This is a genomic window from Flammeovirgaceae bacterium SG7u.111, from assembly GCA_034044135.1.
In the GTDB taxonomy this organism is placed as follows: domain Bacteria; phylum Bacteroidota; class Bacteroidia; order Cytophagales; family Flammeovirgaceae.
Map to the genome: position 1 here is coordinate 2,289,408 of CP139021.1, position 24,695 is coordinate 2,314,102.

Here is a 24,695-nt window from a genome sequence, read left to right on the forward strand (position 1 = left end):
ATCAATTAAAAATAAATAAAGATGAAAAAAAGAGTTTTCCGCTATGTAAAACATATAGTTGTCACCTTCGTCATTCTTGCTAGTATTGTTGTTCCAATTGGGCTTTACCACGGAGCAAGAGCCAGCTATGGGCATAATCCTTTGCGTTTGGTATTTGATGGTGAGGGACCGTATGTTTTCTATAAAAATGATAGTACGTTAAGCGTCAATTATATAAAAGGTAATAAAGACGAGGGTTTCTATTTGACTAAGATGGAGTACACCACTTCTGAACCAATTCCTGCTCATTGCTTTTTCCCTTTAGATTCTACCCATTTTGACTTTGCTATTCATACCAGCTTTGAAATACCTCAAGCTGTTTATACTGACAACAACAAAGTATTAGCCATCTCTGACATTGAAAGTGGGTATAAAACATTCCGAGATTTTCTGATTGGAAATAAGGTGATAGATCAAAAGCTAAATTGGATATTTGGGAAAGGGCATTTAGTGTTGGTTGGCGATTTTGTCGATAGAGGTTTTTCAACTACACAAGTGCTTTGGTTTATTTATAAATTGGAGCAAGAAGCTAAGTCACATGGGGGGATGGTGCATTTCATTATTGGCAACCATGAACTGAAAAACATGTATGGCGATTATCAAGCTTCGGCACTTAAATACACTTTTGTGGCAGGTATGTTGGGGAAGGCGCAAGCGAATTTGTATGATTCAGCTTCGGTGTTAGGGAATTGGTTGGCAAGCAAAAATGTGATTGAACGTATCAATGGGAACCTATTTATGCATGGAGGTTTGCATCCAGGTGTTGCCAATCTCGACATGTCTCTAGAGGAGGTCAATAATTTCTTGAGAAGTAGTTATTATACATCCCCTTACCCGAAGCCTGACAAAAGCGAGACAGAAATATTATTATCGTCAAAAACGGGGATTTGCTGGTACCGAGGCTATTTCAAAGATGGCTTGACACAGGAAGAAGTGGAGAAACCTTTGGAGAAGTTCGGCGCAAAGGCTGTAATAGTTGGACATACGCTCCAGTCAAAAGTAAAGAGTCATTATGAGGGAAAAGTAATTGGGATTGATGTGAAGCATTCCAAAGATTACCACAAAGAATGGCCAAGCCAAAAGTCTGAAGGTTTGCTCATAGAAAATGGTTTGTATTATCGAGTTTTTGATGATGGGGGGAAAGAAGAGTTATAAACCTTTCCTTGGTTAAACAAGCCAAAATGACCTACAAGCCCTTCTTAGTGAAAACAAGAAAGGTTTGTAGGTTATAAAAAAGGTGGGTTTCAAGAAATCATCACCTTACTCCTCCCACAAAACAGCATTGATTTTCTTTAGTTTGGCGGGTTCGATTTTTATGACTTTCCTATCATAGGTCATCAAGCCATTTATTTCCACTTCTACATCGGTAGTTTGGGTGTAAATAGCCCCAGAAAGTCCTTTGCTAATTAGTCTTTTTAGTTCTAGTACATATTCTGCGTAGCGTTCGGTGAGTGCTTCGGCACTTTTGAAACTGCGGTAGCCCCAGTTGTCTTTTTCCTGCCAAAGGTGACCTGTTACAGGCAAGCCGAGTCCGCCGTATTCCCCCATAACTATGGCTTGGTCTTTTCCAAAAATATCGGCTCGAGGCATTAGCGGGTCAGGGTAATTGTGCTTGTCCATAATGTCGCCTACCAAAAAATAATTGCCGCCACTGGCACTGTTTACCAGCCTGCTAGGGTCAAGCTTCTTGGTCCATTCGGTAATTTCCACGGTTTTGAACTGTCCCCATGCTTCGTTGAACGGCACCCAAACGACAATGCTAGGGAAGAAGCCAAAATCGCTTATAATTTCTTTCCACTCAGTGCGATAAATTTCTTCCGATTCGGGTGAACGTTCCTTGTCCCTTCCTTCAAATGAAGGATTGCCTAGCCACCTCGGGGATTCGCCTCCGTTGGGCATATCTTGCCAAACAAGCATCCCCATCTTATCGCAGTGGTAGTACCAGCGGGCAGGCTCTACTTTTACATGCTTCCTTATCATGTTGAAACCCATTTCCTTGGTTTTTGCGATGTCGAACTTAAGTGCTTCATCGGTAGGGGCGGTGTAGAGGCCGTCGGGCCACCAGCCCTGGTCCAGTGTTCCGAACTGGAAGAGGAATTCGTTGTTGAACATCAGTCGTTGCACGCCATCCTTGTCCGCAGCCATCGAGATTTTGCGCATACCAAAGTAGCTTTTTACCACATCTTTCACCTTCCCTTTTTGCAGTAGGGAAACTTCCAAATCGTACAAAAAAGGGGTATCAGGTGACCAAAGCTTCATGTCTTCCAAAGTCAATATTGCTTCTTTTCCTGCGTCTACTTCCGCCTCCGCAACCACTTGCCTTTCATTTATGGTTTTAATCTTTACTTTGTCACCGTCTTGAGCATTCTCCACCACTGCGTTGATGGTTATGGTTTTCTCATCTATATTAGGCAGGGTGTTTACGGATGAAATGTACGTGCTGGGAACGACCTCTAACCAAACAGTTTGCCAAATTCCTGTAACCGAAGTGTACCAAATACCTTTCGGATTGTTTACCTGCTTGCCTCTTGGGTTGGCGCCATCGTCGGTCGGATCCCATACTTTCAATACGAGGTCCTGCTTTTTACCACCAATAAGTTTATCAGTTATATCAAAACTAAACGGGGCGTATCCACCTCGGTGCTTACCGAGAGAAAGCCCATTTACATAAACTTCAACTTCCCAGTCAACCGCACCAAAATGCAGTAGCAAGCGTTCTTTTTTCTTTTTTTTAGGAACCTTAATACTGGTTTTGTACCAAAGGTTGTTTCCTTTCCCTACCGTTTTCCCTACACCCGAAAGAGCAGATTCAATAGGGTAGGGAACTAAGATTTTTCCATCGAAATTATCGGGTTCAAACCCTCCAACAGGAACTACAGCATAGTTCCACAGACCGTTGAGATTTGTCCAGTTTTCACGGGTCATTTGTGGGCGGGGATAAACGTTGAGTGGCATCTCAGAATTTAGCTTCCCAGCCCATTCACTCATGATTTTTCCTTCTACTGGTTTCCATTCCGTTTGGGCCAATAGGAGTTGGTGGAGGCTAAGAGCTAAAAGAAGAAGTAAAAAGGGTTTGTAGGGTTTTGTGACGCTCATGTTAAGGTTTTTGAGGTGAGAGAAAGGGAGTTGGTAAAAACAAGCGGGTGAAAAGGTAAGATAGAAAAGAAATCTCTTCTTTAAAAAGGACGGAGGGGATAGATAAAGAAGAAGTATAAAAAATGTTTGTTTAGATGTACAGGTCCCGTGTAGAAATATCATGATTTCCACACGGGGTCAGCTATTATAAATACTGGGCTTCTTGGTATTCCGATACTTATTTATTTACAGGCTTTGGCTTGGCTTACTATACTGAGCATTTCCCTGTCTATAAGGTTTCTCAAGAGTTTTTCATCTCCTTTGTTGAGCTGCCTTACTCTTTTCACTTTTGAGCAATATGCTTCGCAATTTGAGTTTTCGATATTAAGAAGGATGGAGCCTTTGGCTTGTGGCACGTAAACCGAAACCAAATCTTCGTCAAAAATCACTTTTACTTTTTTTAGGTCTTCTTCAGAAGTATGGGCTGTTGCCTGCATATACCTGTCATTTAGTACTTTGATGTTTATTTGACAGTTTGAGCTAGGAGTGTTTTGGCTAAATGCAGTGTAAGAAATAAGTATACTAATTGTCAGGAGAAATATTTTTTTCATGTTATTTCAATTAAAAGTTGAGATACAATTGTGTTGTGTGATTCGACTAGCTAACCGAAGCTTTTTTTGAATGGTTCATAAAATTGGAGTGCTTTTTAATTCATTAACACATCGATTGAAGCTAAATTGTTTGAGCTTTAATATAAGCATGGTTTTATAATTTCTTCACGAGGTTAAATAGGTGTGTTTTTTATGGTTAAAATTTAAGAGTAAATTAATTCAATCCAATATTTAAAACGTTTTACTAAGTTTGGTATACTTGATAAGTACAATTTATATTGTTTTGGTAATAAAAAAACACCCCTGTTTATTTAAGATAAAACACCCCTTTATTTTTTATGAAAGTTTGAAAAAACCGCATTTGGTTCTATTTAATTCAAAAAAAGGTTTGTTTAAAAATATAGTAGTTATACTTAAAAAGTACAATTATAGTCTGTGTGTGGCTTATGAACTTATTGTGAAAACCTTTGCACAGAATTACTGCCGTAATTATTAGCATTAGTTGTATAGAAAGCCATATCTTCAATTCATCGAATTAGTACCTGTCGACAATTTTACTAACTAGATCATCAGTTTTGTTCAGTGGGATTTTTATCAAATCTCAAGGGTGTTTGAATGGGATGGTCGTCCCATATTTTAAGAATAAAGTCATTAGTAAATCAGAAAGAAAAATGAAAAGACTATACCATTTTCTATTGGTGTTCTTCTTCCTATTGCCAGCTTCGGCTTTTGCCCAGGGCGGTATAGTAAAAGGAAAGATTATTTCATCAGACAATAGTGAGCCTCTCCCAGGGGCGGCTATAATTATAAAAGGTACTAGCAAAGGTGCTACTACCGATATAGACGGCAATTTCTCGCTAGAAGCTTCTTCATCAGATGTATTAGTTATTAGTTACATAGGTTATGAAACCCAAGAGATTCCTGTTGGTAGTCAAACTATGTTGAATATTACTTTACAACTTGATATTCAGGCATTAGAAGAGGTAGTGGTAATTGGTTATGGCACACAGAAGAAAAAGGAGCTGACCGGTGCCGTTGCCAATTTGAAAGGCGAGGAAATGCAAAAATATGCTTCTGCAGCCTTTGTGGATGCGCTCCAAGGACAGATGGCTGGTGTGAACGTACAGGCTAGCTCTGGACAGCCAGGTGCTGAGGCTAATATCCAAATTAGGGGATTGGGCTCGCTTTCTGCTGGTGGCTCAAGCCCACTTTATGTAGTAGATGGCGTGCCACTAGACGGTATGCCTAACTTGAGTTCTAATGAAATTGAATCGGTAGATGTATTGAAAGATGCTGCTTCTGCTTCAATTTATGGTACAAGAGCTTCTAACGGTGTGATCTTGATCACTACCAAACAAGGTAAGGCAGGTACTATGAAAGTGAATATGAATGCTTATTATGGTGTTCAGAATATTACTTCTTCATTGCCTCTGGCCAATACTACCGATGCTCTTTTTATTACTTATCTAGAGCAGATTTCAAAAGGGGAGACAAATACTTGGAATCCACTAGATCAAAACCCTAATGGCCTGTACTATGATACTGATTGGGTAGGAGATCTTACTGTGGACAATGCTCCAATCCAAAACTACAACCTTGGTGTTTCGGGTGGTAAAGATGATTTGACGTATAACGTAACTGCCGATTATTTCAACCAAGCTGGTTCGGTAGTGAACTCTAAGTTTGATAGGTTAAGCTTAAGGGGTAATACAAGGTTCAAAAAGAATAGGTTCTCCATGAATACAAACATGGGTATCACTATTACAGATAAAGACAATGCGCCTTGGGGTATTTATGAAACAGCTATTAAGCTCCCTCCTTACCAACAAGGTCTAGGTGATAGCGATGTGCTTGAAATAGAAGGGTCTAACCCAGATAACCTAGGTAATATGGAGCGTAAGCTGCGTAGTACTAACAACGAAAAAGGTAACGGTTTCAATGGTAATATTGATTTGAAATACGAGCCTATTGAAGGTTTGACTGTAATGGGTAGGGTAGGAGGAAGTATTTCTAACACTTTCATAAAGCAGCACGATCCGCAGTTCTTGCTAGTAGATTTGAATGGAGACCCTTTGAATGGGGGAACTGAGTTTGCAACATTAAAAAATAGGCAAACATATTTTCAGAAGTGGATTGCAGAAGCAACTGCTACATACAAAAAGAAGTTTGGCAACCACACTATAACAGCTTTGGTTGGTACTTCTAGAGAAGAATCCCAGTACAATTGGTTCGAAGCTTCTAAAAATAAGTTTTTGAGTAACGATATTCAAGTATTGGGTGGTGGTGCCGAAGTGAAAAGTGCAGATGGTAACAATTCAACCACTACTATTACAGGTTTGTTTGGTAGGTTGATGTACAACTACCGTTCAAAATACCTAATCAACTTGGTCTACAGGCATGATGGTTCTTCAAGGTTTGGTTCAAATAACCGCTATGCTGATTTCCCTTCTGTATCGGTAGGGTGGGTTGTTTCTGAGGAATCTTTCTTCCAAAACTCGCTTAGCAGCTACATTGACATGTTCAAAATCAGAGCAAGTTACGGTACTGCGGGCAACCAGAGGATTGGCGATTACAGGTACGATGTGTTTGTTGAAAACAATATTGACTACGTCTTGGGGTATTCAGACCAAACAGTTTATAATGGTGCTATCCAGACCAACTACGGTAACCCTGATTTGAAGTGGGAGACTACTATTCAGCGTAACATTGGTACTGATATTAATTTCTTTGGTGGAAAAATGGAGTTCGTGTTTGATTACTATCACACCAACAAAGAAAATATGTTGTTGAATGTTGTATTTGCCCCTTCGGCAGGTAACGGTGGTCAGAATGTTCCTTTCAATGTTGGCAATATGTACAACAAAGGTATGGAACTTTCATTGGGATACCGTAAGAGCACAGGCGATTTCAACTTTAATATTTCTGGTGTATTCACAAGAAATAGAAACCAAGTTACCAAGCTTTCTAACCCAGACGACCAAATTACAGGTGGTGTTCCTCTGATAGAAAGAGGTGGTAAATCAGAGCCTACTACGTTCGTAAAAGAAGGTTACCCTGCCGGGTCTTTCTTCTTAGTACCTACCGATGGTGTTATTAGTAATGAAGAAGAACTTGCCGAATACCAAACTATCGTATCGGATGCACGGATTGGCGACATGAAATACATCGATGTAAACGGAGATAGTTCTCTTACCGATGACGATAGGGTGTACATGGGGAGTGGACAGCCTGATTGGGAAGCTGGTCTGAATTTAGGTGCTAGCTACAAAAACTTTGACTTATCGATACAGCTATACGGAACATATGGAAGTAAAATCTATAACGGACCTAAGCTTTGGGCTTATTCTACAAAAAGACACCAAGACTTAGTGTATGCTTGGAGTCCTAACAACCCTACCTCTACCATACCAACTCCAAGGTCAGTTATCGAACATAATAACACAAGGTCTTTGAGTGACTATTTCCTAGAAGATGGTTCGTACCTAAGGGTTAGAAATATTCAAGTAGGGTATGCATTGCCTACCGATATGTTGAACAAAGCTGGTATCAACAGACTAAGGGTTTATTTAAGTGCTCAGAACCCATTCACCATCACAGGCTACGAGGGCTTCGATCCTGAAGTGGGTAACGATGGTTTATTCTTAAGAGGTGTTGATAGGGCTAATTACCCTGTTTCGGCACAATACAGACTTGGTGTACAGCTAGATTTCTAGTCTTTTCCGAGCAAAAATATAAACTCGGCACCAGCAGCTAACTTGCTTGATGCTGATAAATTCAAATTTCAAATTAATAGAAAGATGAAAATGAATTCTAAATATATCTTGTTTTTACTGGTGTCGCTGCTGTTGGGTAGTACAGCATGTAACGACTCCGAATTTTTGACAGAAAATAATCCAAATGATTTTACAGCGGCAGCTTTTTGGAAAACAAAAGAGCACGCTGTAGCAGGGGTCATGTCTGCTTATGGGGCATTGCAATTTGGTAATGTAATGGGCGGAAATGCTTCTACAAGTTTGATGGTAATGACCGACATGGTAAAGCCAAACCCTTGGAACAGTGGTGCAAAAGCACTTAATGACTTTTCTTTCAACGAGAGCTCAGGGTTTGTAAGAGATGCATGGAAAGATTTGTATGTAGGTGTATTCAGAGCGAACCAAGTGTTGGCTAATGTGCCTGACATAGCAATGGAAGAAGTTGATAAAGAACAAATTCTTGGAGAAGCATATTTCTTGAGAGGGTTATTTAACTTCTGGTTGGCTACTATGTACAACGATGGTGAGATTGTGCTGCATACTGAAGTGCCTTCTATTGACAATGTAGAAAAGGGCTTGTCTTCCAGAGAAGATGTGTATGCTGCTATCATTTCAGATTTTGAAAATGCAAAGGCTATGCTTCCTGAGAAATGGCCGGCTGAGCAAACTGGCAGAGCTACTTGGGGTGCAGCCACAGCTCTTTTAGGCAAAGTTCATCTCTATGAAGAAAACTGGGCACAAGCTGCAGCTAACTTTAAAGAAGTGATAGATAGGCCTGATCTTTACCAACTTACTGATGATATCAGCGATAACTTTAGCCTAGAAGGTGAGTTTAACTCAGAATCAATATTTGAAGTTGCATTTTCAGACGCAGCCAAGCCTGGTGCTTCAGGTTACACTGTTGACGGACCTAATGGCTCAGAATCTACTACCAGGCCTCGTATAATTGCTCCAGGGTTTGGTGGCGGATGGAGGGTTCAGGTTCCTACACTTTGGGCTATCCAATTGTACAAAGACGACCCTATCGACCCAGCCGACCCTCGTAACGTAGGGAGAACATATTCTCTGAGAGCTGTTGCTTCAGTTACTTTCAAGGGGGATGACTTGACGTATTACACAAAAGAAAATGCTGAAATCAACTGGGAATCAAGCAACCTTCAAACAGAAGGTTACATAAGAAAATTCCAAAACTGGGAGTGGGAAAGTGAAGATAAAACCCTTACAAGGTCAGGTATTAACGAAAGGATAATCAGGCTTGCCGATGTTTATTTGATGTATGCTGAGGCGGTATTGGAAAAAGATGGTGATGTTGCTACAGCTATTGATTATATCAATATGGTGAGAAAAAGATCCGCAGTTCTTCCATTGGAAGCAAGTGATTTTAACAAAGAAAGCCTAATGACTCATTTGATCAAAGTAGAAAGAGCGCTTGAGTTGGCTTTTGAAGGTCACAACATCAGATTTAATGATATTAGAAGAAAGGGAATTGGTAAAGCATTGTTCACAGAAATCTCACAAATCGATTTTGATTTGAATGGGGCGGTTGTAAAAGACTTTGAGCTTGCTGCTCAAAACTACGGCCCTGAAAAAGAGTACTTCCCAATTCCTAATTCAGAAGTTTTAGCTAACGAAAACCTACAAGGTAACGGTGGCGAATAATTTTAACCAATGAAAATGATGAAAAAGATAATATATAAACTTTTGATCGCATCACTTGGAGCTTTATTATTCCTGAGTTGTGGCGAAGATGAATACATTGCACCAACACAATTTGCCCACCCGGCAATTACGTCAACACCTACCAAGGTGAACCTTAATGGAAGCGTCTCTTTTGCAGATCTTGGCCAAGGAGTGCTTTCTAGGACTTGGACATTCCCAGAGGGAGTAGCAGATATTATAGATTCGGACGACGATATGTTGTCAACCAACAAAATCGTGCACGTCGAATTCATCAAGCCAGGTGAGTATGAAATCAATTATAAAGCTGATTTTGTAGTGGACTCAGTGGCTTTGGATACGATGATTTTGGTTACGGTATTGGATACGATTACTGCTAAGTTTACGCACAATCACTCTGATCTTTCTAAAGTAGAAGCTGGTTCTAAAATTCAGTTTACCAATGCAAGTACTGGAGATCCTGATACCTACGAGTGGATAATTGAAGGTGGAGATCCTGAGGTGTCGGCAGATGAAAACCCATTGATTACATTCAAAAAATTGGGTACGTTCGATGTGACTTTTATTGCATCTCGCGATAAGCCTTATGGAAGGGACACAGTGACGATGAAAGATTACATTACCGTAATTCCATCTTCTGAGCCTGTAACATTGAAAGGGATAAGTGTTACCAGAGAAGACTTGATAAAAGTTCAGTATAGCAGGGAGCTTCAGCCTGTGGTAGGAGAAGAAGCTAGCTTTAGCATTAGCTTGGCGGGAAGCCCAGCAACAGTAAGCAGTGTGAAATTAAGCTCTACAGATGCTTCAATCGTGGAAATTGAGCTTGCAGAAGAGATTTACAACACCGATGAATTGTTGGTTACTTATACGCCAGGTGGGCTTATTTCTACAGATTTTGTAAAAGCAAATGCATTTACAGATGTTCAACCTGAAATGTGGATGCCAAATTATTTCGAAACGTCTGGTGTTGATGTCGGTTTTGAAAATGGTGGTGCGAACTGGAAATTGCCACCTTGGTATGATGGAGGTTCAGGGACACTTGATGTAGATGCGGGAGCGGCTAACACTGGAAGTTTCGGCGCAAAGTTAACCCTTGATGCTGAAAGTAAATTAGGGGGATGGGAGTCAGAGCCTATAATATCTATTGAAGCTGGGATGACCTATAAAATCAGCTATATGATTAAGGTTGTATCAAGAGGAGGAATACAAGAAGTCAATATTAGGCTATTGGTTCCTGATCCTTGGAGTCAAGTAGCTCGAATTTGGCATGGTGATGGAAGTCTTAATGATACTGAGTGGAGAAAAGTGGAGAATATAGTTACAATACCTGCCGATGATGCCAGAGACCTGACAACATTAAAAATCGCTTTCCAAACTGGTGCAACGGCAGCTGGAGAGTCTGCTGAAATTTACATCGATGATGTTAGCTTCGTTCCTTGGGAAGTTAGATAACTTAAAATACTAGCTTAAATTAAGCTATTTTCTTTTTTTCATTTTATTTGTTTTAGGCTTCAGAAAGCGATCGAATACTACCCCACTTTGGGGCAGTGAGATCGCTTTTTGAGTTTGAGGCGATTGCTTTACCAGTCCGATATTAACTCATGAAAAAAACAATCTTCCTCTGGTTTCTTTTACTAACAGGAAACCTATTTGCACAATCAAACCTGATTCCCGACGCCAGCTTTGAGGTTGGCTACTCAGGAGGAACAAATAACGCTTATTACTATCACGAAAATAAAACGCTTTGGCGTGCTTGGCCTTTTATAGCTTTTGAGTCTACCTCCGAGTATGTTAATAGCGGTTCAAAATCTTTGAAAATAGGTTATGGAAATTACGGCAGCGTAAATTTCCAACCCACCTTCCGTTTAGAAAAATTTCCTCCTTTAGAGGATGCTACCTACATTTTTTCCTTCTACTACAAAACCGATGTAGACCGTTCGGCTGATTCGTTCACCATCAAATTTAGTGAAGGAGCTGAGCTGACTGGAAATATCAATTTCAAAACTACCATTGTGCCAATTGTAACTACTGCAAAAGACGGTTTTGTAAAAGTTGAAATTGAGTTTGAGACAGGCAAAGCTATGGCTGGGTTTATCCCGTTCATCGAAGTTCCTTTTATTGCCGAAGGAACATTTATGTATGTGGACGATTTTAGTTTGCTCAAAAAAGTGACCGATCCAAAGGCTTGGGAACCAACCCCAGCTACAGGAGCTACTGGAGTTGCCGCTGCTTCAACAACATTGAATTGGCAAAACGGGTTGGGTGCTGTGAAGCACAACGTTTACTTTGGCGAAGATAAGGGGAATTTGCAGCTTGTCGCAGATGGAATTACTTCCAACTTTCACGCACTGCCAAAGCTGGAAAACGAAAAAGAATATTTTTGGAGAGTTGATGAAGTAGATGCAGGCGAAGTAGTGACCACAGGTAATGTTTGGAGCTTCACCACCAAGACATATTACGATGAGCAAATGGAAATCATCAAAACACAAAGGGTAGTGTCCGATGATGTGGTCACGTGGAAACAGTTTGGTCCTGGTAATTCAGGCTTTGTGAATTTCTTGCGCTATCATCCTTTGTTGCCCGATTTCTGTCTGACCTCTCCAGATATGGGGAACACCTACCAAACAGAAGACAACGGCAAGTCGTGGAACACGGTAAAAGACGTAGATAGCATGTCGGATTTTTTCAGAATATACGATATGTATTATTCTTCTAAAACGGCAAAGTTTGCCATCGCCATAGAAAGCTCTCGTCTATATGTAAGTAACGATACAGCTAGGAACTGGCAGTTGGTACACAGTTGCCCTTGGTACGATACGCACAATGGAAGAACCGATGATTCCCGCTCTTGGTATAGAAAGGTTTCGGCGGTAACAATCGATCCTGCCGATGACAATACATGGTATGTAGGCGCTGGTAACTTTTGCCGTGGCCAGCAGCAGCTCTGGAGCTCAATAAAAGATGCTAATCAAGCCAAGCCTCGAGGCAATGACTCGGATTATATGGGCACTATTTGGAAGACTACCGATGCGGGGAAAACGTGGATTGCTCTTACCAATGGGCTAGATGCAAAAGCCCAATTTTCTAGAATAATTGTTCATCCTGAAAATAGTAATTTGATTTTTGCAGGTGCTCAAAACGGCTTGTTCTGCTCAACGGATGGAGGAGCAACTTGGTCGGATATTGGAGAGGGAAAATTGGATAACAATACCATCATGGATATGGATTTTTATTACAATTCTACAAGCAAAAAGTTTATCCTTTATGTGGCAGATCAGGTTCGGTATCACCCAGATGGGCAAACAACCAAAAGTGATGGAGGAATTTTCGGGTCTGAAGATAACGGGGACACTTGGGCAAACATAAATGGAAACCTTGGGCTAGATATTAATAAGTTGACTGGAGGAGTTCCCGATAACTACTACCAATACATAGCCAAGTGGTTTGGAATAAGTACTGCGGAAGCCAAATCTCAATATCCAACAAAGCCAACGGCAGCGTTGCAGTATTTCAATTCATTGAATGTAGATCAAAGTGAAGAAAATACGCTTTATGTAGGGTTTTACGATGCCCAAATCCAAAAATCGATCACGCCGGGGCGTTTGTGGAAAACGACAGATGGTGGAACCAAATGGATAAATACTGCCCGTGATTTTGCCCCAGCATGGGAAGCCGACAAGGCGTATTGGGAGGAGAGAGGAAACCCATATTCCGACAATATGGAGCTAGGTCACGCTCCTTTCAACCAGCAATGGGGAAGCAACTATCCGTTAAGGTCTTTACGGTACGCAGCAGTAAATTCGAGAGGTAATGTGATGGTCTTGCACGCACACAATACCTTGCTCAGTACCGACGGAGGTGAAAACTTTAAACAAGTAGATGAAGAATATACGAGCAATGGCAACATTATGGGGAATGGAAATAGCAACTTGCCAGGGCAATGCTTGTTCTTAGACAGGCGATTAGGCGAAGGAGTTGGCTATTTTGGTTCGGGAGAGCACCACTTGTGGAAATCAACCAATGATGGCACAAATGGAAGGCAAGCAGTCAAATATCTAGATGGTTCGCAGGAAAGTGTATTTGCCGTAGCCACCCACCCTTGGGATGAAAACACGGTTTATACCACTTCAATGCGCCAAAAGCATTTGGATAGGATATATAAATCGACCGATGGGGGCAAAACTTTCGTCGATTGGGGAAAAGCAACCGAGGCTTCCGAATGGATGCGTACTAACCACATCCGAATCGACCCTATCAACCCTGATTATATGTACTTTGGAGTTACCGAAGTAGCCGGCTCGGGTGGAGGAAGTGGAACGGATGGACCCGACAAAGACAAAGAGGGCGGTTTCCATAAATCGGTAAATGTTGGGAAAAGCTTCGATCCGAGCAACAGCGGCATGCCTGCAAAAGTTTGGGTAAGGGATATTGAGTTTGACCCACGTGACACCACAATGGCTTCTCTTTTTGTAGCAGCTCCGTGGAATCAAGAAACGCAGACGAATGGGGGATTATTCCACTCAACCGATAGAGGAGAAAATTGGGCTGAAATTCAGGTTTCGAATAAAATAGAAGGGGTGAATAATATCCAGTTTGACCATACGGGAAGGCTTTATGCAACAGCGGGTAGGAGGGCAGCCGCACTAAATGCAGGAGGCTTATTCTACAGTGATGATTTTGGGCAAACATGGACGCAGATTTTTGATGCTCCTTTCGTAGATAACTTTGCAGTTTCTCCCTTCGATCATAATGTTCTAATATTCTCGATGAGTAGGCTCACCAAAAACCCAGGCGTTTTTATAAGCTTGGATAGGGGGAAAACTTGGAGTAAAATCAATCAGCGAATCGGCCAGCCTGATGTAATCACCCAAGTAGAGTTTGATTTGCACGATCCTACTGTAATTTGGCTTTCCGTAATGGGAAGTGGCTTTTACAAAGGAAGTTTCCCCGAAGGGGCAGATAGAAGAAAAATAAAGGTAACACCAGAAACTTCAGAATTGGAAGAGAGGAGAACGTTGCAGCTTGAGGTGGATACGCCAAGCTTGGGTGGAACTTTGAAATACAAATCGGCAAATCCAAGTGTGGCAACAGTTTCGGAAAGCGGCTTGGTGACTGGTGTGAAAAAAGGAGCAGTAAAAATATGGGTAACTTCCGAAGATGGAAGGTTCTCCGATTTTGTTTATCTCGTAGTAAAAGAAGGTACTACAGACCCAATTCCTACCGGTATTGAAGATGGGCTAGAGGACAAGACCTTCTTGTTCCCAAACCCAGTTGGGGAGGGTCAGATACTGAAGGTAGAAACGGAAGGGTTGGTAAAAGCTATCAGCATTTTTGACCTTAATGGAAGTTTGCTTAAAAAGGTGAAAATCAACAATCAACCATCTGCCGAAATAGATACAAAAGGACTTGTTGGAGGAGTTTACATCATTCACTTCCAGACTGATAAATCCTTTTTTGTGAAGAAGTTTATGATCTTATGAAGTTGTCTAAAGTATAAGGGGCTTCGTAACCGAAAGATTTTAACTTTAGACAACTTCGATATACCTAATTACTCTACCCAATGGCTTTTCCAAAAGTAGTATTGATCTGTTGGGTAGAGTATTATGAGTTGCCCTTCGTGGATTATTACTAATCCTCTTGTGAAACTTTGGTATCTCCATATTTTTGATACTGTTTTGGACTTTTTCCAAACTTCTCTTTAAAACATTTTCTGAAATATTTGGGGTCCATAAACCCAACCTCGTACATGACTTCTGATACGGAGTGGATATTTTTTTTCAGTAATTGTGCTGCCCGTTTCAATCGGATATTTCTGATGAACGAATTGGTGGTATCACCGACCAAAACCTTCAGTTTCTTGTTCAGCTGCTCTTGCGAAAGCCCGCATTCTTGTGCTACCATTGCTACAGAGAGGTCTTTGACAGAAATGTTGTCTTCAACAAACTCTAGTATGCGATTTAGGAACTTTTCGTCAATTTTAGTGAGACCAGCTTCTGAAGGTGTAAGCTCTATAGAGTTTTGGAATTTTTGAATAATCTTAGTTCTGGACTCGATAAGTGCCCCCAACCTTGTTTCCAGTTCTTTGATGCTGAATGGCTTGGTGATGTAAGCGTCAGCCCCTAATGAGTAGCCTTTTAGTTTGCTTTCGGAGTTGTCTTTTGCAGTTAAAAGAATGACCGGTATATGGTTTATACGCTCATCTGACTTTAATTTCTCGCAAAACTCATACCCGTCCATACCCGGCATCATCACATCACTTATTACAAGGTCAATGTTGTTTTCAAGGCAAATACCTATGGCTTCACTCCCTTCCTGAGCTTTGAATATATTGTATGCTTCTTTGAAAGTCTCTTCAAGAAATAATAAGATTTCGATATTATCTTCAACAAGTAAGAGTGTGTGGTTTTTAGACGCCAGAGACTTGTTTGCACTCTTAGGTTCAATTATTTCAGGTGATTTCGGTCTGGTGTAATTTACCTGCTCAATATTGAAATCACCTCTAGTTTCTGTTGCCTCTTCAGGGCTATATGCGTTCTTATCCGTTGGTAAAGCCACTTTGAATACAGTGATGTTTTCTTCTTCGGTTTTGAAAGTTATGCTTCCATGATGCATCTCAATCAAGTCTTTTACATAAGAAAGTCCAATCCCTGCGCTTTGTTCCCCTTCTATTCTGGCGTATGCAAACCGTTCAAAAATATGCTCTTGAACATCCTTTGGAATACCTGGCCCATTATTTTTTACTAAAATCTCTATTTGCTCATTGTTTTTTGTTAATGCCAATTCTATTTCCCCATAGTTTGGGGTGAATTTAAATGCATTGGATAGAAGGTTAAAAACGACTCTTTCAATGATCTCTGGGTCAAACCAAGCAAGTAATTGATGATCACAGGTTACTTTAAACTCGATATTTTTTTGATTGGCCAATACATAGAAATTTTGACCTAGCACGGTAATGTAATTGCCAAGATCATTGTATGACACACAAAGTTTCATCTTACCTTGCTCCAATTTCCTAAAGGTCAAAAGTTGATTTATGAGGTTGAGCAGGGTTTTTGAATTACGAATGATAGGTTGGTAATACTTCTGGCGTTCTGCTTCGCTAAGTGTGGAAGAGTGGTTTTTTAGTCTTTCCATTAAACCAATGATCAAAGTCAAAGGAGTCCGGAATTCATGAGACACATTGGTAAAAAAGCGAAGCTTGAATTGATTTAACTCTTCGAGTTTTTTCTTTTCCATATGCTCAAGTTTGTATTCATTTTTCCTAGTGTTGGTTATGATTGTGTATTTTCTGAAAATCCACAATGCACTTATAAAAGCAATAGCATATATTACTATTGCCAAGGTTGAACCCCACCAAGGGGGGGCTATTACTATTGATATACTAAGTTCTTTGGTGCTCCAATATCCATCTTGGTTAGTCCCTTTCACCCTAAGGTTGTATTTGCCGGGCAAAAGGTTCGTGTATTTTGCAATTCTGTTGTCAGCCGAAGTATAAATCCAATCATTATCAAAGCCTTCCAATTTGTAGGCATATTTATTTTGGATGGGAGAAACAAAGTGAAGGGTGGAAAAGCTAATAGAAAAGCTATTTTCACTATAGCTGAGATCAATTTCTTCAACTGAATTGAGGTCTGCTTTCAGCACCACCCTGCCATTTAGCGTATCTCTTGGTGCAATGACCGTATTTAGGATTTGCAGTTGGTCAAAAACAAGGTCAACTTCAAAAGTATCTTGCACAACTTCATAGGGGAAAAATGTATTAAAACCATTTACGCCACCAAAGAGCAATTGACCATCAGCCCGCTTGCAGGCAGCTATCTCACCAAACTCAACATCTTGCAAGCCATCATCTACGCCAAAATTTTCAAATTCCATTTTGTCTGGTGAAAACCTGGTAAGTCCCATATTGCTTGAGCACCACATGTCTCCGTTATCATCTTCTATGATGGCCTTGATTACATTATTGGGAAGCCCATCTCGTGTTGTGTACGATACAAATTTGTGGTCATTAGGATTTTTTCCATCCAAAAGCTTATTAAGTCCGCCTCCTAATGTACCTATCCACACATCTCCTCTATCAGTCACATAAATTGGGAGTATGTAGTTGTGGCTTATGGTGGACTTGTCGTTTTCGTCGTGAAAAAACTTGATAAATTCGGGGTTTTTATGATTAGCCTGATCTGGAGTCAGTTTATTAACCCCATTGCCTGTCCCAATCCAAATATTACCTTTTTTATCTTGGGCAATGCTTCTTATTATGTTTGAGGAAATCGAGGTAGGGTCACTCTCGTCAAATTTAAAAGAATCTGCTTTAAGAATCTTTCCCTGAGAATCTATCTTATACCTAAAGAGTCCTTCTTCGTACGTGCCCAACCAAATATTCTTGTCTGCATCCACTAATATAGAAAATATTTGAGCGGGGATATTGATGTATCCTTCACCAGAAAAGAACTTACCTTTCTTTACATCACTCGATTTTCCATACTTGAAGGTAGTTGGGTAGCCAGAACCTATCAGTATTAGGTTTTCGCCTGGCGTCTCGTATTCATCAATTGCATATACAAAGTTTTGGAAGTTGTTTCTTCCAGATATGTTTATTCGTTTAAAGCCATTTTCGAAGTTTTTTCCTTTTTGGAGAAAGTTCAGTCCTTCACTACCCATAGTGCCTATCCATATATTTTCTTCTGAGTCTTCAAAAACAGCTCTTACTTTATTGTAAGCGATGCTTCCCTCGTCTTCAGTTCGGGTATAGTGGGTAAAGTTCTTCTTGTTGGGTTTGTAGATATTTACTCCGGCACCATCAGTCCCAATCCATATTAATCCAGATTTATCCTCCAAAATACAGTTGACAATATCGCCGCTTAGGCTAGAAGGGTTTCCTGGTTGATGTCTAAAGTTTTCTACCTGTTTCAGAGTATTGTTTTTAAATTCATATACAATTACCCCTTGGTGTGTGGCACACCAAAGTAGGCTGTCATCTACCGAAAGGATGTTCCGAGGCCTGATGTTGGCTACTTTTAAAAGTTGGGCATTGGCTCTGTTTATCTGTTCAAATGGAAGAAAAAATATTCCGTTGCCAACTATGAATAGCCCTTTGCTATTTTCTTGAATACTAAATACTTGGCGGAGCCCTTGCATTTCATAATGGATAAATTGTTCCTTTCCAGCATTTCGTGTATCATAATACCTGCTAAGCCCATCCTGGCTACCCACCCATATGTTTCCTTTTTCATCTTGATGGAGGGAGGTTATTCTATTATCAATCAACGACCCATAGTTTTTTGGGTCATGCCTAAATACTTCATTGCTTACAGTTTTCAATTCATAGTTAAATGTTATTTTGTTTAGACCACTTTTAGTCCCCGCCCATATGTGCCCTTCATCATCAATAAGCAGTTTGTTTATATGGTTGTCTGTGATGAGGTTTGGGTTGTCGGCGGTATTTCTGAAGTGAAATAGCAAACCCGTTTTTCGCTCATACATTGTTAATCCCTCATCGTCAGAGCCAACCCAAAGGTTTCCAAGAGAATCCTCGGCTATTTGCCTCATAAGGCTGCTGCGAAAAGAGTGTGGGTCAGCGGGATCTTTCCTGAATTTTTTGATAGAGTAGCCATCGTATCGGTTAAGACCGTCGTGAGTCCCTATCCATACATAGCCTTTGCTATCCTGAAAAATAGTGGTTATGTCATTTTGAGATAATCCATTTCGTGTGGTAAGCTGATCGAAGTTGTTATGATAGTCCTGAGCGTTGATGCCTAGGGCAGTCAACATACAGGTGAGAATCAGAAAATAATCCAGCAATTTCACAACAACCTTCTTCATATTTTTTATCATTTTCTTGATACATAAAATTCTATAAAAAGTACTGTTTTTTTGTGAGGTCCAGTCTAGAAATTTTTTGAGAGTCTCTGTTTTAATAGGCTCTTTAAGATAATGAAAAATGAAATAATGACCCCTAAATTAAAAGTTAATATACCCTCTTTTTTGTGTTGCACCCTTTTTTTGAAAGTATAAAATACCTCTTTTTTTTTGAATATGCTATTATTTTAAAATATCAAAATATTACAATATATATAAGTTTTAATATTAAAAAGCGTATTGTTTTTATTTTTAATATTTGATTAGTTCAATTTTTTTTAAATATGTTTTTTTAAAACGTTTGCACAAAATTACTTTTACTGCAGCTAGATTTTGTCGTTAGTAAATTTATACCTTCAACTCATCGAATTAGTATTTGTCGACAATTTTTTACTAACACGATCAGCTTGTTTAGTGGGGTTTTTCACTATAAAATAAAATTATAAGTGAATGATCTCAAGGCGTATTTGAAAGGGTATTTGCCCTTAAGTTTAAATAAAACATTCAAGTAAACTAAAAAGAAAAATGAAAAGACTATACCATTTTCTATTGGTATTCCTTTTCCTATTGCCAACTTCGGCTTTTGCCCAGGGCGGTATAGTAAAAGGAAAAATTGTTTCATCAGACAATAGTGAGCCTCTCCCAGGGGCAGCCGTCATAATAAAAGGGACTAGCAGGGGTGCAACTACCGATATAGACGGCAATTTCGCAGTAGAAGCAGCTTCATCAGATGTATTAGTAATCAGTTATATAGGTTATGAAACCCAGGAAATTCCTGTTGGTAGTCAAACTATGTTGAACATTACTTTGCAACTTGATATTCAGGCCTTGGATGAAGTTGTGGTAATTGGATACGGTACCCAGACAAAGAAAGAGGTAACAGGGGCTGTAGGTAGCGTAAAGTCTGAGGATCTTGTTAAAATGACAACGTCCGACTTGGGTACTGCTCTTCAAGGGCAAATTGCTGGTGTAAACGTTACGTCAAGTAGTGGGGCACCAGGTGCAGAAGCAAATATTTTGATTCGTGGTTTTAGCTCCCTTATGGATGGACAGAACAGTCCTCTTTATGTAGTGGATGGTATTCCGTTCGACAATGACCCTCAGTTAAGTATGGCCGAGATCGAGTCTGTAGATATCCTGAAAGATGCAGCTTCGGCTTCGATCTACGGTACTCGTGGAGCAGGCGGGGTAATTCTTATCACTACGAAGAAAGGAAAGGCAGGTGCCACTAATGTACAGGTGAGTGCAGAATACGGTATTCAGCGAATTCAATCCGAATTCAATAATATGTCAGTGGAAGAATATAATTATATTCATTCGTTGAGAGGAACTATAAATACCGGAAGGGTTCAAGGTGGAGCAGAAGAAGATATTCACCGAAATAAAAGTTATTTCACTAACAATACAGACATTGGAGAAGTGCTTTTACAGGACAATGCTCCTATCCAAAACTACTCAATTGGTCTTTCAGGTGGTAAAGAAGGACTAACTTATAGTTTTAACCTTAACTATTTTGATCAAGGTGGTGTTTTTTACAACTCTGGTTTTAAAAGATTAAACGTGAGGTCTAACAACGTTTATACGAAAGGGAAAGTGAAGATTACTACTGGGTTGATGTTCAGGACGGACGAAAGGCAAGTTCCTTACGGAGGTATGATGAACAGGATTTACGAGTATCGCCCATTCCAACCAGAAATCAGTTTGGACGATGATGCTCTCGGGAACGCTTCTGAAATCAGCTTGGACGATCCTACAGACGACTGGAAGCTAGACGAAGCGAGAAGATTGGCAAATGCTGCTCGATTGTTAAAAACGGATGAAACCAGAAGACAAAACAGCTTTACTGGTAATGTTCAATTTGACTACGAGGTGCTTAAAGGTTTGAAATTGACAACAAGGTTTGGAGGAACGGCTAATAATAGCAAATGGGATAAGATAATCCCTCGCTTTGATATCTTTAATACAGAGGGTGAGTTGATTACCAACCCTAATGCGTATACTTCAAATACTGTTACGGATATTCTCAATACAAAAATTACTTCTGAGTTTTTCGTGACTTATAACAAAAAGATTGGAAAACACAGAATCAGACTTCTTGGACAAACGTCTTTTGAAAGATCTTCAAACGAGCGCTTTCAATTAGAAATGAGAAACAATCTTCATCCAGCAGTAACTGTTCTTGATAACTACGAATTGATTTGGGATGTCGGCTCGGGAGGCCAAGATTATACAAGGGTTTTGTTGGGAAACACAGGACGTTTTCAGTACGATTATGATGGCAAGTATTTGTTGAGTGCTAGTGCTAGGTACGATGGCTCATCTCAGTTTAGCGATGGAAGAAGGTGGGCTTTGTTTCCATCTGTATCAGTAGGATGGTCTGTATCAGATGAGCCTTTTTGGCAAGGGCTGAAACCTTCGTTTAACTCTTTCAAACTAAGGGCTAGTTATGGTTCGACAGGTAATGACAGGTTCAGTACTTACAGTAACCAAACGGTAGTTAGTGCAGGTAACGACTTTGTTTTTGGAAGCAACAATGCTTCGGGTGATGTGAATGGTGCTGGAGTTGAAGAAGTTGCCCTAGGTACTACACAGTTGCAATATGCCAATGTGAACTTAGGTTGGGAGACCAATGTAGAGCAAAACTTTGGAGTTGACATGGGCTTTTTCAACGATAAGCTGACGGTAGCTGTAGATTTATATAAAAACGAGAAAGAAGACTTACTATACCAAGTGGTTAATCCTCCATCTACAGGTGTTTCGGGTGGAAATAGAAACACTATTTTTAACGTAGGTAACATGGAAAACAAAGGGGTTGAGATAGGTGCTAATTACAAGTATTTGGCAGAAAGTGGGTTTAATATGACTATTGGAGCTACTTACACCAACAACACTAACCTCATCACCAAGACTAGTCCTAACAACCCAATTATTTACTTAGACAATAGCTATATCTCAACTGCAGGTACAAGAGAACAAGTTAGTGTGCTTACTGAGGGCTACGAGGCTGCAGCTTTCTTCTTGAGAGATCCTATAGGTATCATTAAAACTGAAGAAGAACTAGAAGCTTACAGACGAATAGACCCAAGTGCACAAATGGGAGAACTTCAATATAGAGACGTTAATGGAGATTCGACCATAGATGCAAACGATAGGGTATATGCTGGAAGTGGAGTTCCTGACTTTGAAGCAGGCTTAAATATTACGATGGGCTATAAAAACTTCGATTTCACTATGCAGTGGTATGGCTCTTGGGGTGCAGAAGTGATGAACGGTAGCAAAGCGTATGCCTATCAGTCGGGTACACACAAGGATATTTATTATTCTTGGACGCAGCATAATACAGAGGCTGATGTTCCTTGGTACGACGGTAATAATACCAGGTCATACAGGGGTGGCTCTGCGTATTTTATGGAGAAAGGAGATTTTATAAGGTTGAGAAACATTGCGCTGGGCTATACAATACCTAAAAAGATTGCCAACAAAGCAGGGATCAGAAATGTGCGGATCTATGTGCAGGCTCAGAACCCGATCACCATTACTGACTACACAGGCTTCGACCCTGAAGTAGGTGGCAATGGCTTGAGCACAAGGGGTATTGACCAGGGAAGGTATCCAATGTCTTCTCAATATAAAGGTGGTCTTCAATTTCAATTTTAATTAAGAATCGAAATGAAAATATTACAGATAAACAATATGAAAATGTTGAGAGCAACCAAACAGTCAATCTCAAGAAGGATACTTCTTCTTATGGTAGCTGCATTTTTCGCTCAATCATGTGTGAATGAATTGGATCAGGTAAACCCAAATGCCTTGACAAATGATAGTTTTTGGCAAAATACGGGTGACCTCAATGCAGGTCTAAATGCCGCCTATGCGGTACTTAGGGATGAAAATATCTTAGCCATCACTTGGGATTACACAAGGACTGATATTGCTGTCCCATTTTCCTACAGATGGAGAAATATTGGTAACCCTATCTATGATCAGACATTTGATTTGACAACAACTCAAGTTCAGAACAAATGGAGAGCTTGTTTCAGAGGTATATTCAGGGCAAACCAGGTGATTGATGCTTATTATAATCTAGAGAATACCTTTACTTCAGAAGCTGCCGAAGAAGCGGGTATCAGAATTTTGGCTCAGGCCAGAACTCTTAGAGGGTACTTTTATTATGTGCTCCACCACTCTTACAATGGAGGTTCTGTGCCATTGTTCGAGTCTGTGCCTAAAGACATAGAGGAGTTTCAAAAGCCAATGTCACCTGCAGCTGATATCTTGAATTTTTATAGAGAAGATCTTCAGTTTGGCCTCGAAAACTTACCTACAACATACAACGATTGGAATTCAGAAGTAGGTGCAGGGAACTTGGGGCGTGTAACTGGAGGGTTTTGTGAGGCTTTGTTGGCAAAGAGTTACATAAACGAGAATGACTTCGAAACTGCCGAAACATTGCTATTGAACGTAATCGAAAACTATAATTATGCATTGGCTGACGATTTGGAAGAGTGCTTTACGGGTATTGCAGAATTTAACTCTGAATCTATCTTTGAAATCAACTTCTCTAGCGATGTAAACCCTCTTGGTAATGACGGGCAAAAGCTATCTCAGAGCGTTACGGACATGCTAAGCGATGCCAATATTATTCAGTTTAGCTCTTGGTTGACCTTGAAATACAGGGCAGAAAGACCTGACCCAATGGATGAGAGAAACTATGTTGATAGAAATATTTACCTAGACAATGGAGATCTTGACAGCGTACAAACTGATGTTCTTAGAATGTACAGCCTTCGTATGCATAACTCAATGTCTTCTGTAGATGACAGGGATTCAAAAATGTATGGCGTAGAAATGGCCGAATATGGAAGAAGCTTAACAGCCCCGCCTCATGCAAAGCAGTATCCTAATTTCATCAAAAAATTCACTAGCTGGAATCTTGACAACGGTGGTGCAAGTGAACCTGAGACCCCAGAAGCAGTAAGGAGAAGTGGGATCAATATCCCTGTTATCCGATTGGCAGAAATCTATCTCTTGTATGCCGAGTGCATGCTCGAAAAAGGAAGCCTATCAGAAGGACTCAGATATATCAACAGAATTAGAAAACGTTCCGGACTTCTACTGCTAGGAAGCGAGTCGGATGCTGGTGCAGAATACGCTGGAGTAGCTACCTATGTAAATGATATAGACTTAGATCCTTCAAATGGCGAACAGGCTGTGAATGTTACCAACCTAATGGAGCACTTGAGGTTTACAGAAAAGCCTTTGGAACTGTCGCTTGAAGATGACCGAACAATTGACCTGAGGAGATGGGGGCAAAGAGAGGGAAGAGATATTTGGAAAGAGCAACTTCAACACCTTGCCTCGTTTGAGTATCAGGCATGGCATTTTAAGAACAACACTATGGGTAAGAACCCTAATCGTTGGGCATGTTTCATTATGCCGGCAGGAGAGCTTCCTAGTTATGAATCCTTTAATAACTCAAGTATACCGCCTTATGCTTTTAGGCAGCCAAAGGCTACTCCAGAGGAGCATTTTGTAGGGCCAAACTTATCTTTGAACAACCCACACTTAGTAGACAACTTATTGGGTTCACAGAACTTTGTAGAGTCGATCCACTCGTACCTGCCTATACCTCAGGACGAGGTAAACTCTAACTTAAACTGGGATCAATAGGCAAGTAAGGTAA

Annotated in this window: 10 protein-coding genes; 7 read left to right on the top strand and 3 right to left on the bottom strand. The window is 40.3% G+C overall.

Going from position 1 to position 24,695, the window contains the following annotated elements; genetic code table 11:
• Positions 1-21 precede the first annotated feature (21 nt).
• Positions 22-1,194, top strand: a complete 1,173-nt coding sequence (locus tag R9C00_09045; protein ID WPO37594.1) for a metallophosphoesterase — start codon at positions 22-24, stop codon at positions 1,192-1,194.
• 105 nt (positions 1,195-1,299) lie between these two features.
• On the opposite strand, the gene R9C00_09050 is transcribed toward R9C00_09045, so the two are convergent.
• Together R9C00_09050 and R9C00_09055 are read right to left on the bottom strand one after the other, a co-directional pair.
• Positions 1,300-3,135 carry a glycoside hydrolase family 2 TIM barrel-domain containing protein gene (locus R9C00_09050; protein WPO37595.1) on the bottom strand — a complete coding sequence of 612 codons (1,836 nt, stop codon included), beginning with the start codon at positions 3,133-3,135 and terminating at the stop codon, positions 1,300-1,302.
• A gap of 221 nt (positions 3,136-3,356) precedes the next feature.
• Positions 3,357-3,725, bottom strand: coding sequence for a hypothetical protein (locus R9C00_09055; protein WPO37596.1), 369 nt, complete (start codon positions 3,723-3,725; stop codon positions 3,357-3,359).
• A 671-nt stretch (positions 3,726-4,396) separates the two neighbouring features.
• Here R9C00_09055 and R9C00_09060 point away from each other — a divergent pair.
• From R9C00_09060 to R9C00_09075, 4 genes are all read left to right on the top strand, one after another.
• Positions 4,397-7,438, top strand: a complete 3,042-nt coding sequence (locus R9C00_09060; protein WPO37597.1) for a TonB-dependent receptor — start codon at positions 4,397-4,399, stop codon at positions 7,436-7,438.
• 84 nt (positions 7,439-7,522) lie between these two features.
• Positions 7,523-9,136 (top strand): RagB/SusD family nutrient uptake outer membrane protein, encoded by a 1,614-nt coding sequence (locus R9C00_09065; GenBank protein ID WPO37598.1) that lies wholly within the window; start codon positions 7,523-7,525, stop codon positions 9,134-9,136.
• A gap of 15 nt (positions 9,137-9,151) precedes the next feature.
• On the top strand, positions 9,152-10,606 hold the full coding sequence (locus R9C00_09070) for a carbohydrate binding domain-containing protein (GenBank protein ID WPO37599.1): 1,455 nt from the start codon (positions 9,152-9,154) through the stop codon (positions 10,604-10,606).
• A gap of 149 nt (positions 10,607-10,755) precedes the next feature.
• Positions 10,756-14,634 (top strand): T9SS type A sorting domain-containing protein, encoded by a 3,879-nt coding sequence (locus R9C00_09075; GenBank protein WPO37600.1) that lies wholly within the window; start codon positions 10,756-10,758, stop codon positions 14,632-14,634.
• A 148-nt stretch (positions 14,635-14,782) separates the two neighbouring features.
• Here R9C00_09075 and R9C00_09080 read toward each other — a convergent pair whose 3' ends face one another.
• A complete protein-coding gene (locus R9C00_09080) occupies positions 14,783-18,976 on the bottom strand; it encodes a two-component regulator propeller domain-containing protein (GenBank protein ID WPO37601.1) in 4,194 nt (1,397 codons plus the stop codon).
• A 561-nt stretch (positions 18,977-19,537) separates the two neighbouring features.
• On the opposite strand from R9C00_09080, the gene R9C00_09085 reads away from it, so the two are divergent.
• Both R9C00_09085 and R9C00_09090 read left to right on the top strand, forming a co-directional pair.
• Positions 19,538-22,669, top strand: a complete 3,132-nt coding sequence (locus R9C00_09085) for a TonB-dependent receptor (GenBank protein WPO37602.1) — start codon at positions 19,538-19,540, stop codon at positions 22,667-22,669.
• A gap of 36 nt (positions 22,670-22,705) precedes the next feature.
• Entirely contained in the window at positions 22,706-24,682 is a 1,977-nt protein-coding gene (locus R9C00_09090; GenBank protein ID WPO37603.1) for a RagB/SusD family nutrient uptake outer membrane protein, read from the top strand.
• The last annotated feature ends 13 nt before the right edge of the window (positions 24,683-24,695 follow it).

Coding starts and splice junctions, on each gene's coding strand:
- R9C00_09070 (WPO37599.1), top strand. CDS start 9,152: ATGATGAAAAAGATAATATATAAACTTTTGATCGCATCACTTGGAGCT.
- R9C00_09055 (WPO37596.1), bottom strand. CDS start 3,725: ATGAAAAAAATATTTCTCCTGACAATTAGTATACTTATTTCTTACACT.
- R9C00_09085 (WPO37602.1), top strand. CDS start 19,538: ATGAAAAGACTATACCATTTTCTATTGGTATTCCTTTTCCTATTGCCA.
- R9C00_09090 (WPO37603.1), top strand. CDS start 22,706: ATGAAAATGTTGAGAGCAACCAAACAGTCAATCTCAAGAAGGATACTT.
- R9C00_09065 (WPO37598.1), top strand. CDS start 7,523: ATGAAAATGAATTCTAAATATATCTTGTTTTTACTGGTGTCGCTGCTG.
- R9C00_09060 (WPO37597.1), top strand. CDS start 4,397: ATGAAAAGACTATACCATTTTCTATTGGTGTTCTTCTTCCTATTGCCA.
- R9C00_09075 (WPO37600.1), top strand. CDS start 10,756: ATGAAAAAAACAATCTTCCTCTGGTTTCTTTTACTAACAGGAAACCTA.
- R9C00_09050 (WPO37595.1), bottom strand. CDS start 3,135: ATGAGCGTCACAAAACCCTACAAACCCTTTTTACTTCTTCTTTTAGCT.
- R9C00_09045 (WPO37594.1), top strand. CDS start 22: ATGAAAAAAAGAGTTTTCCGCTATGTAAAACATATAGTTGTCACCTTC.
- R9C00_09080 (WPO37601.1), bottom strand. CDS start 18,976: ATGAAGAAGGTTGTTGTGAAATTGCTGGATTATTTTCTGATTCTCACC.